14 protein-coding genes are annotated in these 15,577 nt (G+C 59.8%); 4 read left to right on the top strand and 10 right to left on the bottom strand.

Annotated elements, in window-relative coordinates:
- Nucleotides 1-41 precede the first annotated feature (41 nt).
- The 8 genes from AKG12_RS18360 to AKG12_RS18325 form a co-directional block, all read right to left on the bottom strand.
- Nucleotides 42-887 carry an ATP-binding cassette domain-containing protein gene (locus AKG12_RS18360; RefSeq protein ID WP_046801724.1) on the bottom strand — a complete coding sequence of 282 codons (846 nt, stop codon included), beginning with the start codon at nt 885-887 and terminating at the stop codon, nt 42-44.
- Nucleotides 884-1,723 carry an ABC transporter ATP-binding protein gene (locus AKG12_RS18355; protein ID WP_052760265.1) on the bottom strand — a complete coding sequence of 280 codons (840 nt, stop codon included), beginning with the start codon at nt 1,721-1,723 and terminating at the stop codon, nt 884-886. The genes AKG12_RS18360 and AKG12_RS18355 overlap by 4 nt, the downstream gene beginning before the upstream one ends.
- A gap of 3 nt (nt 1,724-1,726) precedes the next feature.
- Entirely contained in the window at nt 1,727-2,641 is a 915-nt protein-coding gene (locus AKG12_RS18350) for an ABC transporter permease subunit (protein WP_046801723.1), read from the bottom strand.
- The gene (locus tag AKG12_RS18345) at nt 2,638-3,645 is read right to left on the bottom strand and encodes an ABC transporter permease subunit (RefSeq protein ID WP_046801722.1); all 1,008 of its coding nucleotides are present in this window, start codon (nt 3,643-3,645) and stop codon (nt 2,638-2,640) included. The genes AKG12_RS18350 and AKG12_RS18345 overlap by 4 nt, the downstream gene beginning before the upstream one ends.
- A 62-nt stretch (nt 3,646-3,707) precedes the next feature.
- Nucleotides 3,708-5,312: an ABC transporter substrate-binding protein gene (locus AKG12_RS18340; protein ID WP_046801721.1), complete on the bottom strand. Its 1,605-nt coding sequence runs from the start codon at nt 5,310-5,312 to the stop codon at nt 3,708-3,710.
- A 117-nt stretch (nt 5,313-5,429) separates the two neighbouring features.
- Entirely contained in the window at nt 5,430-6,617 is a 1,188-nt protein-coding gene (locus tag AKG12_RS18335) for a M24 family metallopeptidase (protein ID WP_052819970.1), read from the bottom strand.
- Nucleotides 6,618-7,168: 551 nt separating this feature from the next.
- On the bottom strand, nt 7,169-7,918 hold the full coding sequence (locus AKG12_RS18330; protein ID WP_046801719.1) for an SDR family oxidoreductase: 750 nt from the start codon (nt 7,916-7,918) through the stop codon (nt 7,169-7,171).
- Nucleotides 7,915-8,529, bottom strand: coding sequence for a nucleoside 2-deoxyribosyltransferase (locus tag AKG12_RS18325; RefSeq protein ID WP_052820006.1), 615 nt, complete (start codon nt 8,527-8,529; stop codon nt 7,915-7,917). Before AKG12_RS18325 ends, AKG12_RS18330 begins: the two co-directional genes overlap by 4 nt.
- Nucleotides 8,530-8,692: 163 nt before the next feature.
- Here AKG12_RS18325 and AKG12_RS18320 point away from each other — a divergent pair, with 163 nt between their 5' ends.
- The 4 genes from AKG12_RS18320 to AKG12_RS18305 all read left to right on the top strand — a co-directional run bounded on the left by AKG12_RS18320 (nt 8,693) and on the right by AKG12_RS18305 (nt 12,792).
- Nucleotides 8,693-9,319 carry a ribonuclease D gene (locus AKG12_RS18320; protein ID WP_046801718.1) on the top strand — a complete coding sequence of 209 codons (627 nt, stop codon included), beginning with the start codon at nt 8,693-8,695 and terminating at the stop codon, nt 9,317-9,319.
- 81 nt (nt 9,320-9,400) lie between these two features.
- Nucleotides 9,401-10,633: a hypothetical protein gene (locus AKG12_RS18315; RefSeq protein WP_052820005.1), complete on the top strand. Its 1,233-nt coding sequence runs from the start codon at nt 9,401-9,403 to the stop codon at nt 10,631-10,633.
- 47 nt (nt 10,634-10,680) lie between these two features.
- Nucleotides 10,681-10,989, top strand: coding sequence for a hypothetical protein (locus tag AKG12_RS18310; protein WP_052819969.1), 309 nt, complete (start codon nt 10,681-10,683; stop codon nt 10,987-10,989).
- A gap of 267 nt (nt 10,990-11,256) precedes the next feature.
- A complete protein-coding gene (locus tag AKG12_RS18305) occupies nt 11,257-12,792 on the top strand; it encodes a hypothetical protein (RefSeq protein ID WP_052819968.1) in 1,536 nt (511 codons plus the stop codon).
- A 101-nt stretch (nt 12,793-12,893) separates the two neighbouring features.
- Here AKG12_RS18305 and rpsA read toward each other — a convergent pair whose 3' ends face one another.
- Both rpsA and cmk read right to left on the bottom strand, forming a co-directional pair.
- Complete coding sequence (gene rpsA, locus AKG12_RS18300) at nt 12,894-14,594, bottom strand: 30S ribosomal protein S1 (RefSeq protein WP_046801715.1); 1,701 nt, start codon at nt 14,592-14,594, stop codon at nt 12,894-12,896.
- 171 nt (nt 14,595-14,765) lie between these two features.
- Nucleotides 14,766-15,425 (bottom strand): (d)CMP kinase, encoded by a 660-nt coding sequence (gene cmk / locus AKG12_RS18295; RefSeq protein ID WP_052819967.1) that lies wholly within the window; start codon nt 15,423-15,425, stop codon nt 14,766-14,768.
- Nucleotides 15,426-15,577: the final 152 nt, after the last annotated feature.

Genomic DNA, 15,577 nt, shown 5'->3' with positions numbered 1-15,577 from the left:
GCCGGAAACCCGGCCTGTTTTCTAACTTGATGCTTCTACGCTCAGGCCGTTGCGGCCTGCCGCGCCGCCTTGCGGCGTTCCACGCGGGCGCGGATGGCATCGACATCCGTGATCGGTGTCGCAGCGAAGAGCTGGCGCGTATAGGGATGCTTCGGATCGGCGAAGAGTTCCTCGCGCGTCCCCTGCTCCACCGCCACGCCCTTGGAGATGACCATCACATCGTCGGCGATATAACGCACCACGGAAAGATCGTGGCTGACGAAGACATAGGTCAGCTGAAACTCTTCCTGCAAATCCGCAAGCAGGTTCAGCACCTGCGCCTGCACCGAAAGATCGAGCGCCGAGACCGGCTCATCCAGCACCAGCAGTGCCGGGTTGAGCATAAGCGCGCGGGCGATGGCAATGCGCTGGCGCTGGCCGCCGGAGAACATGTGCGGATAACGGTTGAAATGCTCAGGACCGAGACCGACCTTCACCAGCATGGCTTCGGCCCGCTCGCGACGCTCGGAAGCCGGTATTTTCGTGTTGATGATGAGCGGTTCCATCAGCACGTCACCCACCTTCTGGCGCGGATTGAGGCTGCCATAGGGGTTCTGGAACACCATCTGAACCTTGGAGCGCATTTCCGTATCGGGGCGGCGCCTGGCGATATCGACCGGCTTGCCTTCGATCTTGAGTTCGCCGCCGGATGCCGGATCGATCAACGCGATGATACGCGCAAGTGTCGACTTGCCCGAACCGGATTCACCGACGATGGCGAGCGTCTTGCCACGCTCGACGGCAAAATCGACGCCCTTAAGGGCCTGAACCGTCTTGGCCGCGCCAAACAGGCCGCCCGGAACGTGATAATCGCGGGTAATGCCCTTGCCTTCGACAACAATGCTCATTGAACGCCCTCCTTGCCGAAGAAATCGGAAACCGTGGGCAGGCGGTCGCCGGTGGCGTTTTCCGGCAGGGCCGAAAGCAATGCCTTGGTATAGGGATGCTGCGGGGCCTCGAACAGACTCAGCACATCCGCCTCCTCCATCTTGCGGCCCTTATATTGCACCACGACGCGGTCCGCGGTTTCCGCCACCACGCCCATGTCATGGGTGATGAGGATCAGCGCCATGCCGTATTCTTCCTGCAGGTTCATCAGCAGATCGAGAATCTGCTTCTGGATCGTCACGTCGAGCGCAGTCGTCGGCTCGTCGGCGATCAGCAGGCGCGGTTTGGAGGCGATTGCGATCGCGATCATCACACGCTGGCACTGGCCGCCGGACATCTGGTGCGGATAGGCATTGAGCTTGGTTTCCGGCTCGGGAATGCCGACCGCGCGGAACAGTTCCAGCGCGCGCGCCCGGGCGGCGGAACGGCCCATGCCGAGATTGAGGCGCAGTACTTCCTCGATCTGGAACCCGACCGTAAAGGACGGGTTGAGCGAGGCGACCGGCTCCTGGAAGATCATGGTGATCTCGCGGCCGATCACCCTGCGGCGCTCCTGCGGCGACATGGTCAGCAGGTTCTTGCCGTCGAAGGTCATTTCATCCGCGGTAATCGTCGCGGTATCGGGCAGAAGCCCCATGACCGCGAGCATCGATACCGACTTGCCGGAACCGGATTCACCGACGATGGCCAACACTTCATGCTTGTCGACAGATACGTCGATGCCGTTGACGGCGGTAAAGGCGCCGGTGGCGGTGGCAAATTTGACGGTGAGGTTCTTGATTTTCAGCAGGCTCATCGCTCAGCTCCGCTTCAGTTTGGGATCGAGCGCATCGCGCAGACCGTCGCCCATCAGGTTGATGGCAAGCACCGAGATCAGGATCGTCAGGCCGGGAAGCGTCACGACCCACCAGGCGCGCAGAATGAACTCGCGCGCTTCGGCCAGCATCGTGCCCCATTCGGAAGCGGGCGGCTGGGCGCCCATGCCGAGGAAGCCGAGGGCGGCCGCATCGAGGACCGCAGACGAGAAGGACAGCGTCGCCTGCACGATCAGCGGCGCAAGGCAATTCGGCAGGATTGTCTTGAACATCAGCCGGAAATTGCCGGCACCCGCCACACGGGCGGCGGTGACATATTCGCGTCTGAGTTCGCTCATGACGGCCGCGCGCGTCAAACGTGCGAAATGCGGCTGATAGACGATGGCGATGGCGATCATGGCGTTGGTAAGGCCCGGCCCGAGAATGGCGACCAGCACCAGCGCCAGCAGCAGCGACGGAAACGCCAGGATGACATCCATGACGCGCATGATGACGGTATCCACCCAGCCGCCGAAAAAGCCGGCGACGAGACCGATGACGATGCCGCCAACAAGGGCGATGGAAACGACGACGACGCCGATGAACAGCGAATATTGCGCGCCATAGATCAGCCGGGACAGCATGTCGCGACCGACCGCATCGGTGCCGAAGAAGAAGCCGGCGCGGCCACCTTCCTGCCAGACGGGCGGGACAAGAAGCGCATCACGATATTGCTGCGTCGGATCATGCGGCGCGATCAGCGGCGCGAAAACCGCCACCAGCACCAATAGAGTAAAGACGGCAAGGCCGATGACGGCGCCACGGTTCTGACGGAAATAGAACCAGAAATCGGCGATCATCCGGCGGCGAATGGCGGCGTCCGAAAGGCGGACGCCGGGGGTGGTGGTCACATCGCTCATTTGTGACGGATCCTTGGATTGATGAGGCCATAGGTCAGATCGACAAGCAGGTTGACGACCATTACCAGGCCCGCAATCAGCAGCAGGCCGCTCTGCACGACCGGATAGTCGCGGCGCGAGATGGAATCGATCATCCACTTGCCGATGCCCGGCCAGGAAAAGATTGTTTCGGTCAGGATGGCACCCGCCATCAGCACGCCAATCTGCAGGCCGATGGTGGTGATGACCGGGATCATGGCGTTGCGCAGCGCATGCACGCCGACGACGCGGGAGGCCGACATGCCTTTTGCACGGGCCGTGCGGACATAATCCTCACCCAACACTTCCAGCATGGCCGAGCGCGTCTGGCGCGCAATGACCGCCAGTGGAATGGTGGCAAGCACCACCGAGGGCAGGATGAGATGCGACAAGGCCGAGGCGAAAGCCCCCTTCTGCCCGGAAATCAGGCTGTCGATCAGCATGAAACCGGTGACGGAGGGGAAGAAATACATCAGCGAGATGCGGCCCGACACCGGCGTCCATTGCAGGATGCCGGAGAACATGATGATCAGCAGCAGACCCCACCAGAAGATCGGCATGGAGAAGCCCACCAGCGCGGTCGTCATGGAAATCTGGTCGAACCAGGAGCCACGGCGAATGGCGGCGATGACGCCGACCGGCACGCCGATGACGGTGGCGATGATGATGGCAACGAGGCCAAGCTCGACCGTCGCGGGGAAGAGCGACAGGAACTCGGTCAGAACAGGTTTCTTGGTGACCAGCGAATTGCCGAGATCGCCCTGAAGCAGCCGTCCGAGGAAATGAAGATATTGCTGCCAGATGGGCTGCGCGAAGCCGAGCTGTTCGGCAAGCTGCGCATGCCGTTCGGGCGATATGCCGCGTTCGCCGGCCATCAGCAGCACGGGATCGCCCGGCAGAACGCGCACGAAGGCGAAGGCGACGATGGTGATCCCGAGGAAGGTCGGAACGAGATAGAGAAGTTTGCCGAGAATGAACCGGATCATGGTTTTTTCCTGAAAAGACGCGCGGAAGAACAAGGTTCTTCCGCGCGTCCTGTTGTTTGGGATTACTCCGCGATATCGACGGATTCGAAGGTGAAATCGCCAAGCGGGCTCATGGTGAAGCCGGAAACCTTGGCGGACATCGGAACGAACTGCGTGGAGTGCGCAAGCGTCGCCCACGGAGCCTGTTCCTTGAAGATCACCTGCGCCTGCTCATAAAGCTTGGTGCGCTCGGCAACATCAGTGGTCTGCTTTGCCTTGGAAAGCAGCTCGGAGAACTCCTTGTTGCACCACTGCGCGCGGTTTGCACCACCTTCGCCGGTTGCGGCGCAGGAGAGCAGAACGCCCATGAAGTTATCCGGGTCACCGTTATCGCCGGTCCAGCCGAGGATGACGGCACCGTCGCGGTTCACTTCGGTCGACTTCTTGAGATATTCACCCCACTCGAAGGAGACGATCTCGGCCTTGACGCCAACCTTCGCAAAATCCGACTGGATCAGCTCGGCCGTGCGGCGTGCGTTCGGCATGTAGGGACGCTGAACCGGCATCGCCCAGATCTTCATCGACAGGTCCTTGACACCAGCGGCTTCGAGAGCCTTCTTGGCCGCTTCCGGATCGTAGGCATCATCCTTGATGCTGTCGTTATAGGACCACATTGTCGGCGGGATCGGGTTCTTGGCAACCTGGCCGGCGCCCTGGAACACGGCGTCGATGATCGCCTGCTTGTTCATCGCCATGTTCAGCGCCTTGCGGACTTCCGGCTTGTCGAAAGGCGCAACGGTGGTGTTGTAGGCGAAGTAAGCGACGTTCAGACCCGGCTGCTCATCGAGCTTGAGGTTCTTGTCGGCGCGGATGGTGGCAAGATCGGCCGGGGCCGGGTAAGGCATCAGGTGGCATTCGCCGGCCTTCAGCTTCTGCAGACGCACGGCGGCATCAGGCGTGATCGCGAAGATCAGATCGTCGATCTTCGGCGCGTCACCCCAGTAGTCGGCATTCTTCTGGTAGCGGATGACCGCGTCCTTCTGATAGGCGACGAACTTGAACGGACCGGTGCCGATCGGCAGGTTGTTGAAGTCTTCCTTGGTGCCGGCCTTATCAAGCGTATCGGCATATTCCTTCGACACGATCGAAGCGAAAGGCATGGCGATGTTGGCGAGGAACGGAGCTTCAGGGCGCGTCAGCACGAACTTGACGGTGTAATCGTCAACCTTGACGATTTCCTTGATCAGCGACGGCATTTCCATGGAGTTGTAATATTCGTAGGTGATGCCTGCGATATACTGGTTCCACGGGTTCTTCGCATCACCCTGGCGGTTGTAGCTGAAGATCACGTCATCGGCGTTGAAATCGCGGCTCGGCGTGAACTTCTCGTTGGAGTGCCACTTTACGCCCTTGCGCAGGTGGAACGTGTATTCGAGGCCATCGCTCGAAACATCCCATTTTTCCGCAAGGCCCGGCTCGACTTCGGTCGTGCCCTTCTTGAACTCGGCCAGACGGTTGTAGACCGGGTGCGCGGAGGCATCGAAGGTGCCGCCAGCGGTGTAAGGCGACGGATCAAAGCCTTCCGGCGATGCCTCGGAGCAATAAACGAAGGTCTTCGCCATGGCAGGCACGGCGGAAGTGATCGCAATCGCAGAGGCGATAAGCAAACTGCGGGTCAGCGTTTTCATCTGGTGGTCCTTTCCCTCTTTTTCTGAGTTCCTGCGGCCCCGTTCGGGGGCCTACCTCTCCTGGTCGGCAGCGGCACGAAACCCGTGTCGCCGTTCGGTCCTTTGCCTCCCGACCCATTACCCGGCGACCGGCTGAAACAGCCGGTCGAGGTTCTTTTCCGGCGGGCAGAACCAGCGCGGTCCCGCCTCCGTCATATAAACAATGTCCTCAAGACGGACGCCGCACTCCCCATAAACGCACAGCATGGGCTCGATGGAAAAGCACATTCCCGGCTCAAGCGCCGTCGCATTTCCTGCAACGATATAGGGTTCTTCGTGAATATCCAGCCCAAGCCCGTGGCCGGTGCGATGCGGCAGACCCGGAAGCTGATAATCCGGGCCGAAACCAGCCGCCTTCAGGCTGTCGCGCGCGGCCTTGTCGACATCCGAACAGGCAGCACCAACCTTGGCCGCGTTAAAGGCCGCAGCCTGAGCATCGCGTTCGGCGTTCCAGAGAAAGCGCTGCCGATCCGTCGGCTGGCCGAAAACATAGGTGCGGGTGATATCCGAACGGTAGCCGTGAAGAATGGCGCCGAGATCGACCAGCACCATGTCGCCTTCATTCAGCGTCTGCGCATAGGGAACGCCATGCGGATAGGCCGTCGCCTCGCCAAACTGTACCGCCACAAAAAGCGGTTTCATGCCAAGGGCAATATGCGCGGCGTTAACGAAATCAGCCACTTCGGTGGTGGAAATGCCGGGACGAAGCCCTTCGAATACGGCCTTCTGCACCCCGTAACTCGCATCCATCGCAGTCTGGATGATGGCGATCTCGGCCGCGGACTTGACCTGTCGCTGCGCGACGATCATCGGCTGGGCGGACATGATCCGTCCTTCCAGACGCTGCATCAGGGCGGATGCGAAAACAAACGGTGTAGCGGGGTCGATGGCGACAAGATGGCCGGGACAGGAAAGTGCCGCGACGCGTCCTGCCATCAGGTCGAAGGGATTTTCATCCTCTTCCCAAACAGCGACTTCGCCCTTGATGCGAATGAGGGTCTGAAGTTTCGGCTCTTCGAATGTCGGGCTGATATAGATCGGTGCGCCCTCAGCTGGCACCAGAGCGCCATGAATTCGCTCCGAAAGGCCAAGTGACAGACCGGTATAATAGGTCAGCGACGATGATGCATCGAGCCAGACCGCCTTGATATTGTCCTGGATCATCCGCGCTTGAAGGCCGCGTAGCCGCAACCTGAGCTCGTCTTCAGCGATCGATGAAACCGCGATCGGCTGAAACCGCTTCAGCGCCTCTTGAAAGTCTGCCATTCTCTCCCCGCCGCTTTCGGGCGCACAGACACAAGCGTGTCGGCCACCTCCCAAGCGTTCTTTTGCCCATGCTTAAACACAGGCCGAGGGCTAAGCAATGGGCCAGCACGGGGTACCGCCACAAAACTGTGCATATTCATCTAGACATAACGAAAACGTGATCGACACGTGTCCGATTCCTGCGCTCGTCGCCTTGACGCAGAAATCTGAAATCCCCCGGAAATCCAAGGGGGAAACGCGGGTAGACCGCCAGCTGCCAGGGCACCGGGCAGGACTCGCCGACAAACCGCTCCGGAAAAATAGCCCTAAAAAGGAAAAAGCCTGCCGCGGGAGGAGGTGCGGCAGGCTTCAAACTTGATCGGCGACTGGGAGGAGGAGTGCCACCGATCCACATCGAGCGACGCTGGGAGGAGGAGTGCGTCGCTTCGATGATTGAAATATAGCGACATCTGCTGTTTTTAACAGAGCAAGTCTCGCAATGCAGCATTGCATTTTTGCATAGCTTAGAAATACCTGCCCGGTTTTTCAGCACTCCCTGAAAGCCGTCGAAATCAACTTTCGCGATGGACCTGAAAACCGGCAAAGGACTGGTTGACCGGCATGAGTTCGAGACTGTTGATATTGATGTGTTTGGGCTGCGAGGCGACCCAATAGATCGTATTGGCGATATCGTCGGCCGTGATCGGATTGACGCCCTTATAAAGATTGTCCGACGCATCCTGGTTGCCGCCCGTGCGCACCAGCGTGAATTCGGTTTCGCACATGCCGGGTTCGATGGACGTGACGCGCACCCCCTTGCCGTGCAGGTCCGAACGAAGGCCAAGCGAGAATTGCCGCAGGAAAGCTTTCGTGCCGGCATAGACGTTGCCGCCGGCATAGGGCCAGTGTGCGGCAACCGAGGAGAGGTTGACGACAATGCCCTTGCGCTCGATCAGCGTGGGCAAGACAAGGTGGGTGACGTTCAACAGACCAGTGATATTGGTGTTCACCATGGTCTGCCAGTCTTTCAGCGGTACCTGCGGCGCCGGCGCGGTGCCAAGCGCAAGGCCGGCATTGTTGACGAGAATATCGATGTCCCGGAAGCCCTCCGGCAAAGCGGCCAACGCCTTTGCCGTCGCATCCTCATCGGTAATGTCGAAAGCGGCACCATGGAAGGCCGAGCCGAGTTCAGCCGCCATCGCCTCCAGCCGTTCCGCCCGCCGGCCTGTGCCGATGACCTTCCAGCCTTCCGCGATGAAACGCCGCGCCGTAGCCTGGCCGAAACCGGATGTGGCGCCGGTGATAAGAATGGTACCGCTCATGATGATGTCTCCGCTAATTTCGTTCTGTCAGGATCAGCCTGTCCCAGTAATTTCTCCGCCGCCGCCGCGAGGCAGCGTTTATAGGCGTCGAGGTCCGTATAGAGCGCCTCTTCAGGTGCATTGCCGACGATGATGACGCCGCCACGCCGCAGAATTCCACCATGCAGCATGAGATTGTCGACCATGTCGAAATTCTCGATCGACAGCCCGTCCGGCCCGCGATACCGGCCCGTTTCATCGATGGTGGCAACACCGCCGTAATGCGCCTTGATGCGGGTAAAGTGATTGGCCGCGACATTGGTATAGGCGAAAACCGGCTTGCCGAGCGCGCACATGAAACCCAGCTCAAAGCTTGTTCCCGTATCAGCGGCGATACCGCGAAACGGTGTGAGATTGGCAATCACCGCATCCGCTTCCAGCATCATCCGCTCGTCGACGGCATTGATGTTGCAGCCATGGCCGATCCGGGTATCCGCCGGCGGAATCTGCAGATCACCCGGTGAAAGCGGCGTAAAACCGACATCCCGCGCCAGCGAGGCCTTGAGATCGAGCATTTCACGCGCGTTCGGGAGGAAGACTTCCGGTCCGGCGAGATAGATTTTCTTTGTCATCGGGAATTCATGCATTTTGTAAGAAAAGGATTTCCCGAACCTAACCCGGGGACTTTCGCAAAGGCAAGCGCGAAGCCGCACCGAACCGACCCATAAAACGGTATCGTCGGGCCATTCTTTCCGTTATAGCCGGAGCAACCGACTGCAATTTCTGGAGCAAGACATGGCCGCAACCATTCGCTATCACGAAGGCGATATTTCCGCCGAAGATACTGCGCGTTATACCGGGGCCATCGCAATCGATACGGAAACACTCGGGCTGGTGCCGCGCCGCGACCGTCTCTGCGTCGTCCAGCTTTCGCCGGGCGACGGCACCGCGGATGTCATCCGCATCGCCGCCGGACAGAAGCAGGCCCCCAACCTCGTGCGCATGCTCGAAGATCCCGCCCACCAGAAGATCTTCCATTACGGCCGTTTCGATATTGCCGTCCTGTTCCACACCTTTGGCGTGACGACGACACCGGTTTTCTGCACCAAGATCGCCTCCCGCCTCACCCGCACCTATACAGACCGGCACGGCCTGAAGGACAATCTGAAGGAAATGCTGGAAGTCGATATTTCCAAGGCGCAGCAATCCTCAGACTGGGCCGCGGAGACGCTATCGCCCGCACAGCTCGAATATGCCGCCTCCGATGTGCTGCACCTGCATGCGCTGCGCGACAAGCTGACTCACCGCCTTGTGCGCGATGGCCGCCTTGATCATGCCGACGCCTGTTTCGCGTTTCTGCCGACCCGCGCCAAGCTCGACCTTCTCGGCTGGGAAGAAACGGATATTTTCGCCCATAGCTGAGCGTTTTTACGCCTGGTTAAGCACTGATTTACCGAATTTACCTATTCTCGGCCGCAACTTTGGGTGGCCGGGATTTTTCAGATGATTACTCCGCTGCAGCAGACAGCCAGCATAGCCGTCAGCGACCTCATGCGGTCGATGGTCGAGACTATCGAGGAACGCCAGCGCGAAGAGCAGGAAAAGGCGAACGGCACCAAAAAGGATGAGGCGGTCAAGACCCAGCCGCAGCCGGACCAAAGCCAGCGTGTCGCCAATGAAAAGATAAGCGCCTATCTGTTCGGCATCATGAAACCGGACCCGGATGCCTTTGCGTCGCTCGTCTCCCGCTTCTCCTCAGCCCTTGGCGTCACCCAGGAAAACGACGAATCGAGCTTCTCGTTTGCGCGAAGGCTTCAGGACGCGCTGACCCTGACAGACAGCTTCGAGAAGGCCGATGCGCAGGGAAAAGCCACGACAATTTCCCTGAAATCCTTTGGCGTTTCTGAAGCGCAGGTCGTGGATGTGCTGAACAATGGCGTTACCGCCAAGACCGACCCCATGGCGGCCCTTGCCGCCCGCATTGCACAAAGCGCTGGCCTGACGGGCAAGGAAGAAGATTTCGGTGTGCAGATGTCGGATGCCATCATGGCGATGCGCGCGACCTTGCCGAAAAGTGTCGATGATCTGGAAGAATCCACCGGTTTGAAGGAACTGGGCGTTTCAGCGCAGCAGATGATCGCCGCCATCGCCAATCCCTTCGGCGACGCGGCGCGCGCCGTGAAGGATGCCCTGAACGAGCAGGCGCAGGGCACACGCTTCATGACACGCGAGACCCTGAAGGTCATCCAGCGCCTGGAAGATGTCGCCGACCCGAAAACCAAGGAAGAATTACAGGCAGAGCGCGGCGAAGATCGCATCGGCGAAGTCAACGATGCCGAAGTGAAGGCCGAGCGGGAACAGGATATCCAGAGCCGTGATGCACAGGGCAAACTGGAGGATGTTCAGGAACTTCAGGACGTCGTAAAGGAACACATCGACGCTGCCGCCGGTGAAAAAACGGATGGCACGGAGGGGCAAGGTCCGGTCGATATTTCATCGGAAATCGCCCTGATTTCGGTGCTTGCGGCCACGCCGGACGAAGAAGCTACCCCGGCTGAAAACGATAACGCGCCTGCCGAGGCGGACAAGGCCAAAACAGACGCGACCACGACACCGGACGATGCGGAAGCATTGCTGGATGCGATGGCGGTTGTCGATGACGCCCGCAACACCATTTTGCCGATCTCGATCGACGACAATGGCCTTTATGAACTGCTGAAGAAAAAGGCGGCATGATTGCCGCTTGCGACCGTATTTGAGCGAAACATGATGTGAGTTCAGACATGTCCGATATTTCCGGCCTATCCGGCAGCGCCGGTCTCGATGCCGAACCGAATACCGCACAGGCATTGCTGTCGATAGCTGCGCCGCCACTCGCCCCTGACAACGCAAACTTCCTCACGCCCGGCGAGGATGATGACATCATCGATCCCGTGGAAATTCGACCCGAGAGAAGTTTTCCCAAGGCGAGCTGGCTCGATGCCATGCCGCCCGAGGCCATGGAAGTTCCCGTCAGCGAACCCGACCACATTTCCTCGGTCAATTCAGACGATAACGGGCTTTACCGCATGTTCATCGGCGTTTCGCCCTGAACGAGGCCGTCCGGCACAATTTATGGTTAGCCAAATATTAATATCTGCGCGGCAAGCTTCGACTTGATGATTCTGTGTGTGCCGAAGAGAGCTGGCATTCGCGCCAGCGGCATATACGGGCGCTCCCGCATGAGCGGGCGAGATGACACCTGTACATCACCGGCGCGGCAATCTTTCAACAGACGGGCCAGATGCGAACCAGAGAGCCAGTGGGGATTGGCCCTTTCGCAAGCCAGCGGCGGTAATCGATAGGAACGGAGCGCACCCATGTTACCGCCTGTACCGAAAATTTCGGCAGCCGATGCCGCCTATGGAACGACAGTTCCGCCGGCGACCCGCGGGCAGCCGAAAGAAGCCGTGATCCCGCAGGTGACCAATCCTGCTCCCGACAATGGCAGCAGTATTTTTGCCAAAGCAGCGGTCGCCTCGCTGACCAGTGAATTTCAACTTTCCCGCAGCACCGCCGTACTGGCGGAAACGCTCGGTAAATTGATGAACCTGCCACGGCGCGACGGTGAAGCCATCGAGACTTATGTGGTGCGCCTGACGGATGCTCTGCGCGCCATGCCCCCCGCGCAGCGCCTGGCGCTGGAACAGCAGGTCAGCAAGGCCCTGCAGGGCTTGAGCCTTTCGATGCTGGCCGAAATTCTGAAACAGCCCACCGGCCCGGAAGCGGCCCGTCTCGCCCTGCTGATCGAGCTTTCCCGTTACAAGGGAATGGATCTGGCGGCGAAAGCGGTGGTTTCCTCTTATCAGCAGAATAATCCCGCCAGTTCGGCACCCACACAGCCGAGACCACAGAACCCTCAAAGCCCGAGTTCCGGAAACCACCAGAATGCGGCGGCGGCAGCGCAACCGGCCAACGCGGCAACGGCTGCCCGACTTCTGCCTTTGCCCATCAGTCCGCCCGCCCTTGGTGGCGCAGCGGTAAAAAACATCATCGCGGCGCAGATAGGGCCACCGGATCTGCGGACGAGCCTTCCCGTACCGGCAACAGACATGCCCGAATCTGCGCCGGCAGCCTCAAAACCGGAGGGAAAAGCGGAAGGGGCGGGACGTCCGCCTCAATCACCCGCAGGCAACGTGACCAGGGAACTAACGGCAGAGGCACGCCCGGCAAATTCGCCGCGGGCTGAAAATGGCGAGATGCGCCCGGCACTGCCGCATCGGGATATGGTGAAGGCAGAGCAGAAGGAAATGCGCACGCCCCTGGCCTCATCTTCTGGCCAGCCTGCGGGCGATGCCAAGACCATGGAAAACCTGCTGCTTGCTGCCCTTGCCGGAAAACTTCCTGCCAAAGCCACGCCAGGCGCGCAGCCGCCTGCTCTACCACCCGGCACCGCGCCGCAGCAGCTTGAGAATCAGCCGGCCGAAAAGACCGCGATGCCAACGCCGCTCGCCCATCCCTCCGGCGAGGAGGCGGAGACGATTGCCAACCGTCCGGAGGCCCAGCCCCTCCCGCGCGCAGCACTCGATCCGGAAACGAGGATGGCGATGCTCGAACAATCGGCCTCACAATCGCTGATCGCCGCGGCCCTCGCAAAAGACGGCACACCGCTGCCGCTGGTCGCCTATCCGCCGGCGGAGGAGGAATATGAATCGGAAACACCACCCCGCGGTGGCGGACCGTTTTCTGAAGATGAAGCGGAAGGCGAGGCTGAGGGCGAAAACGCCGAAGGCCCGGACGAGACGGAAGAACGGGTGGCCGCCAATGACGAGACCGGCGAACAGGAAAGCCCACCGGAAGCGGCTTACGACGACAATGCGGAAAATTATTATCTCAGAATGAGCGGCGTGCTCTGAATTTCAAGTGACCCGCCCGTCTCCAATGACGCGAAAACTGCGCCAACAAAAAACCCGCCGGAAAATTCCGGCGGGTTCTTCATTTCAAAAGATCAGAGCGATTATTCGCCGCGGTTCTTCAGAGCCGCGCCGAGGATGTCGCCGAGCGAAGCGCCCGAGTCGGAAGAACCGAACTGTGCGACGGCTTCCTTCTCTTCAGCGATTTCCAGAGCCTTGATCGAAAGCATGACCTTGCGATCCTTCTTGGAGAAGTTGACGACGCGGGCGTCGAAAACCTGACCGACCGAGAAACGCTCCGGACGCTGATCGTCGCGATCGCGTGCGAGGTCGTTGCGGCGGATGAAGGAGGTGAGGTCTTCGTGGTTGACGAGCTTCACTTCTACGCCACCATCGTTGACGGCGATGACTTCGCACGAAACGACTGCATTCTTGCGCAGGTCGCCGGACGATGCGGCTTCGCCGACAGCATCCTTGCCAAGCTGCTTGATGCCGAGCGAGATGCGTTCCTTCTCGACGTCAACGTCAAGAACGACAGCCTTCACGACGTCACCCTTGTTGAACTCTTCGATGACCTGTTCGCCCGGACGGTTCCAGTCGAGATCCGACAGGTGAACCATGCCGTCGACATCGCCTTCGAGGCCGATGAACAGACCGAATTCAGTCTTGTTCTTGACTTCGCCCTCAACTTCAGTGCCGGCCGGATGGCTGTAGGCGAATGCCTGCCACGGGTTTTCCAGCGTCTGCTTGAGGCCGAGCGAGATACGGCGCTTGGACGGATCGACTTCGAGAACGACAACGTCGACTTCCTGGCTCGTGGACAGGATCTTGCCGGGATGTACGTTCTTCTTGGTCCAGGACATTTCGGAAATGTGGATCAGGCCTTCGATGCCCGGCTCCAGCTCGACGAATGCACCGTAGTCGGTGATGTTCGTGACCGTACCGGAGATCTTCTTGCCAACCGGGTACTTGGCGGAGATGCCATCCCACGGATCGGACTCGAGCTGCTTCATGCCGAGCGAGATGCGGTGGGTTTCCTGGTTGATGCGGATGATCTGAACCTTGACCTGCTGGCCAATGTTGAGGATTTCCGAAGGATGGTTGACGCGGCGCCATGCCATGTCGGTAACGTGCAGCAGGCCATCGATGCCGCCGAGGTCAACGAACGCACCGTAATCGGTGATGTTCTTGACGACGCCGTCAACAACCTGGCCTTCTTCGAGGTTCTGAACGATTTCAGAACGCTGCTCGGCACGCGACTCTTCGAGAACCGTACGGCGCGAAACAACGATGTTGCCGCGACGCTTGTCCATCTTGAGGATTTCGAAGGGCTGCGGGTTGTGCATCAACGGGGTAACGTCGCGGATCGGACGGATGTCGACCTGCGAACGCGGAAGGAAGGCAACAGCGCCGTCCAGATCGACGGTGAAACCACCCTTGACCTGGTTGAAGATAACGCCTTCGACGCGCTCGCCAGCTTCGAACTTGGCTTCGAGCTTGACCCAGCTTTCTTCGCGGCGAGCCTTCTCGCGCGACAGAACGGCTTCGCCGAGGGCGTTTTCGATGCGCTCGACGTAAACTTCGACTTCGTCGCCGACCTTCAGCGTGCCGTCCTTGGACTTCGCGCCGAATTCCTTCAACGGTACGCGGCCTTCAACCTTGAGGCCGACGTCGACGATGGCAACGTCCTTCTCGATTGCCGTGACGATACCCTTGGCAACATAGCCTTCGGCAAGATCGTTGGAGGCAAAGGATTCTTCGAGAAGCGCTGCGAAATCTTCGCGCGTGGGGGTAGATACTGACATGAAATCTCCTGGTTGCATCCGCGCAAGGGCGAATACAAAAGCGCCGGTGGGCTAGTGTTGTTGATACCCGAACCCATGCCCGCCTTTTTAAAAGGCTTTCCGGCGCAAGGACATGTCTTCAGGCAATTCCGGACTAAACGCGGACCGAAATGAAGCGGTTCCGCGAAAAACCTATTTCCTCAGGGCGGCGTCGATGATCGCCCGCGCGGCCTGAAACGCCGCCTCTATACTCATTTCCGACGTATCTAGCAAGTGCGCGTCTTCAGCCGGTTTCAACGGGCTGTCGGCGCGGCCCATGTCGCGCTCGTCGCGTTGCCTCACCTCGGCGAAGATGGCGTCGTAATCGGCCTCTCCGCCATTGGCCAGAATTTCGTCATAGCGGCGTCGCGCCCGCACATCCGCCGACGCGGTAACGTAAAGCTTCACCGGCGCGTCCGGGCAGACCACCGTTCCGATGTCTCGGCCGTCCAGCACCGTGCCCGGCTCCCTTGCCGCAAAACGCTGCTGCGCCTTGACGAGTGCGCGCCTCACCCGCGTCATCACCGCAATTTTCGACGCCGCTTCGCCGATATTGTGCCGGGAAAGCACCGAGCGATCGAGGCCGGCAAGGTCGAGCTCCAGCGCCACCTTTTCGGCCACGGCCTCATCATCAAGCGGCAGGCCCGCATCGAGAAGGGCCTTGGCGGTGGCCCTATAGGTCAAGCCGGTATCGAGATGATGGAACCCATAGATTTCCGCGATCCTGCGTGACAAAGTTCCTTTGCCGGCCGCAGCCGGCCCGTCTATGGCGATCGTGAATGTCATGAAGCTCTCTGCCTGTGTGTGCGTCATTCATATAATATAGCGTGCGGTAGCTTCCAATCTTCATCAGCAGCCCGGCATATAAGGTGCGTTGCAAGGGCAACGCCCGAAGTTTGTCTTTGACACGAAAGACCGCAACGATTAAGGGGACCGGCTAGAAATTTTACAGTCTATGCCGGTTT

It is taken from the genome of Agrobacterium sp. SUL3, assembly GCF_001263295.1.
Lineage (GTDB): Bacteria > Pseudomonadota > Alphaproteobacteria > Rhizobiales > Rhizobiaceae > Agrobacterium > Agrobacterium tomkonis.
This window is presented reverse-complemented; position numbering and strand designations above follow the sequence as displayed.

Bases quoted from the DNA above. Each gene is read 5' to 3' on its own strand.
- AKG12_RS18335 (WP_052819970.1), bottom strand. From the start codon at position 6,617: ATGGCAGACTTTCAAGAGGCGCTGAAGCGGTTTCAGCCGATCGCGGTT.
- AKG12_RS18310 (WP_052819969.1), top strand. From the start codon at position 10,681: ATGTCCGATATTTCCGGCCTATCCGGCAGCGCCGGTCTCGATGCCGAA.
- AKG12_RS18345 (WP_046801722.1), bottom strand. From the start codon at position 3,645: ATGATCCGGTTCATTCTCGGCAAACTTCTCTATCTCGTTCCGACCTTC.
- AKG12_RS18360 (WP_046801724.1), bottom strand. From the start codon at position 887: ATGAGCATTGTTGTCGAAGGCAAGGGCATTACCCGCGATTATCACGTT.
- AKG12_RS18330 (WP_046801719.1), bottom strand. From the start codon at position 7,918: ATGAGCGGTACCATTCTTATCACCGGCGCCACATCCGGTTTCGGCCAG.
- AKG12_RS18355 (WP_052760265.1), bottom strand. From the start codon at position 1,723: ATGAGCCTGCTGAAAATCAAGAACCTCACCGTCAAATTTGCCACCGCC.
- cmk (WP_052819967.1), bottom strand. From the start codon at position 15,425: ATGACGCACACACAGGCAGAGAGCTTCATGACATTCACGATCGCCATA.
- AKG12_RS18320 (WP_046801718.1), top strand. From the start codon at position 8,693: ATGGCCGCAACCATTCGCTATCACGAAGGCGATATTTCCGCCGAAGAT.
- AKG12_RS18340 (WP_046801721.1), bottom strand. From the start codon at position 5,312: ATGAAAACGCTGACCCGCAGTTTGCTTATCGCCTCTGCGATTGCGATC.
- AKG12_RS18350 (WP_046801723.1), bottom strand. From the start codon at position 2,641: ATGAGCGATGTGACCACCACCCCCGGCGTCCGCCTTTCGGACGCCGCC.
- AKG12_RS18325 (WP_052820006.1), bottom strand. From the start codon at position 8,529: ATGACAAAGAAAATCTATCTCGCCGGACCGGAAGTCTTCCTCCCGAAC.
- AKG12_RS18315 (WP_052820005.1), top strand. From the start codon at position 9,401: ATGATTACTCCGCTGCAGCAGACAGCCAGCATAGCCGTCAGCGACCTC.
- AKG12_RS18305 (WP_052819968.1), top strand. From the start codon at position 11,257: ATGTTACCGCCTGTACCGAAAATTTCGGCAGCCGATGCCGCCTATGGA.
- rpsA (WP_046801715.1), bottom strand. From the start codon at position 14,594: ATGTCAGTATCTACCCCCACGCGCGAAGATTTCGCAGCGCTTCTCGAA.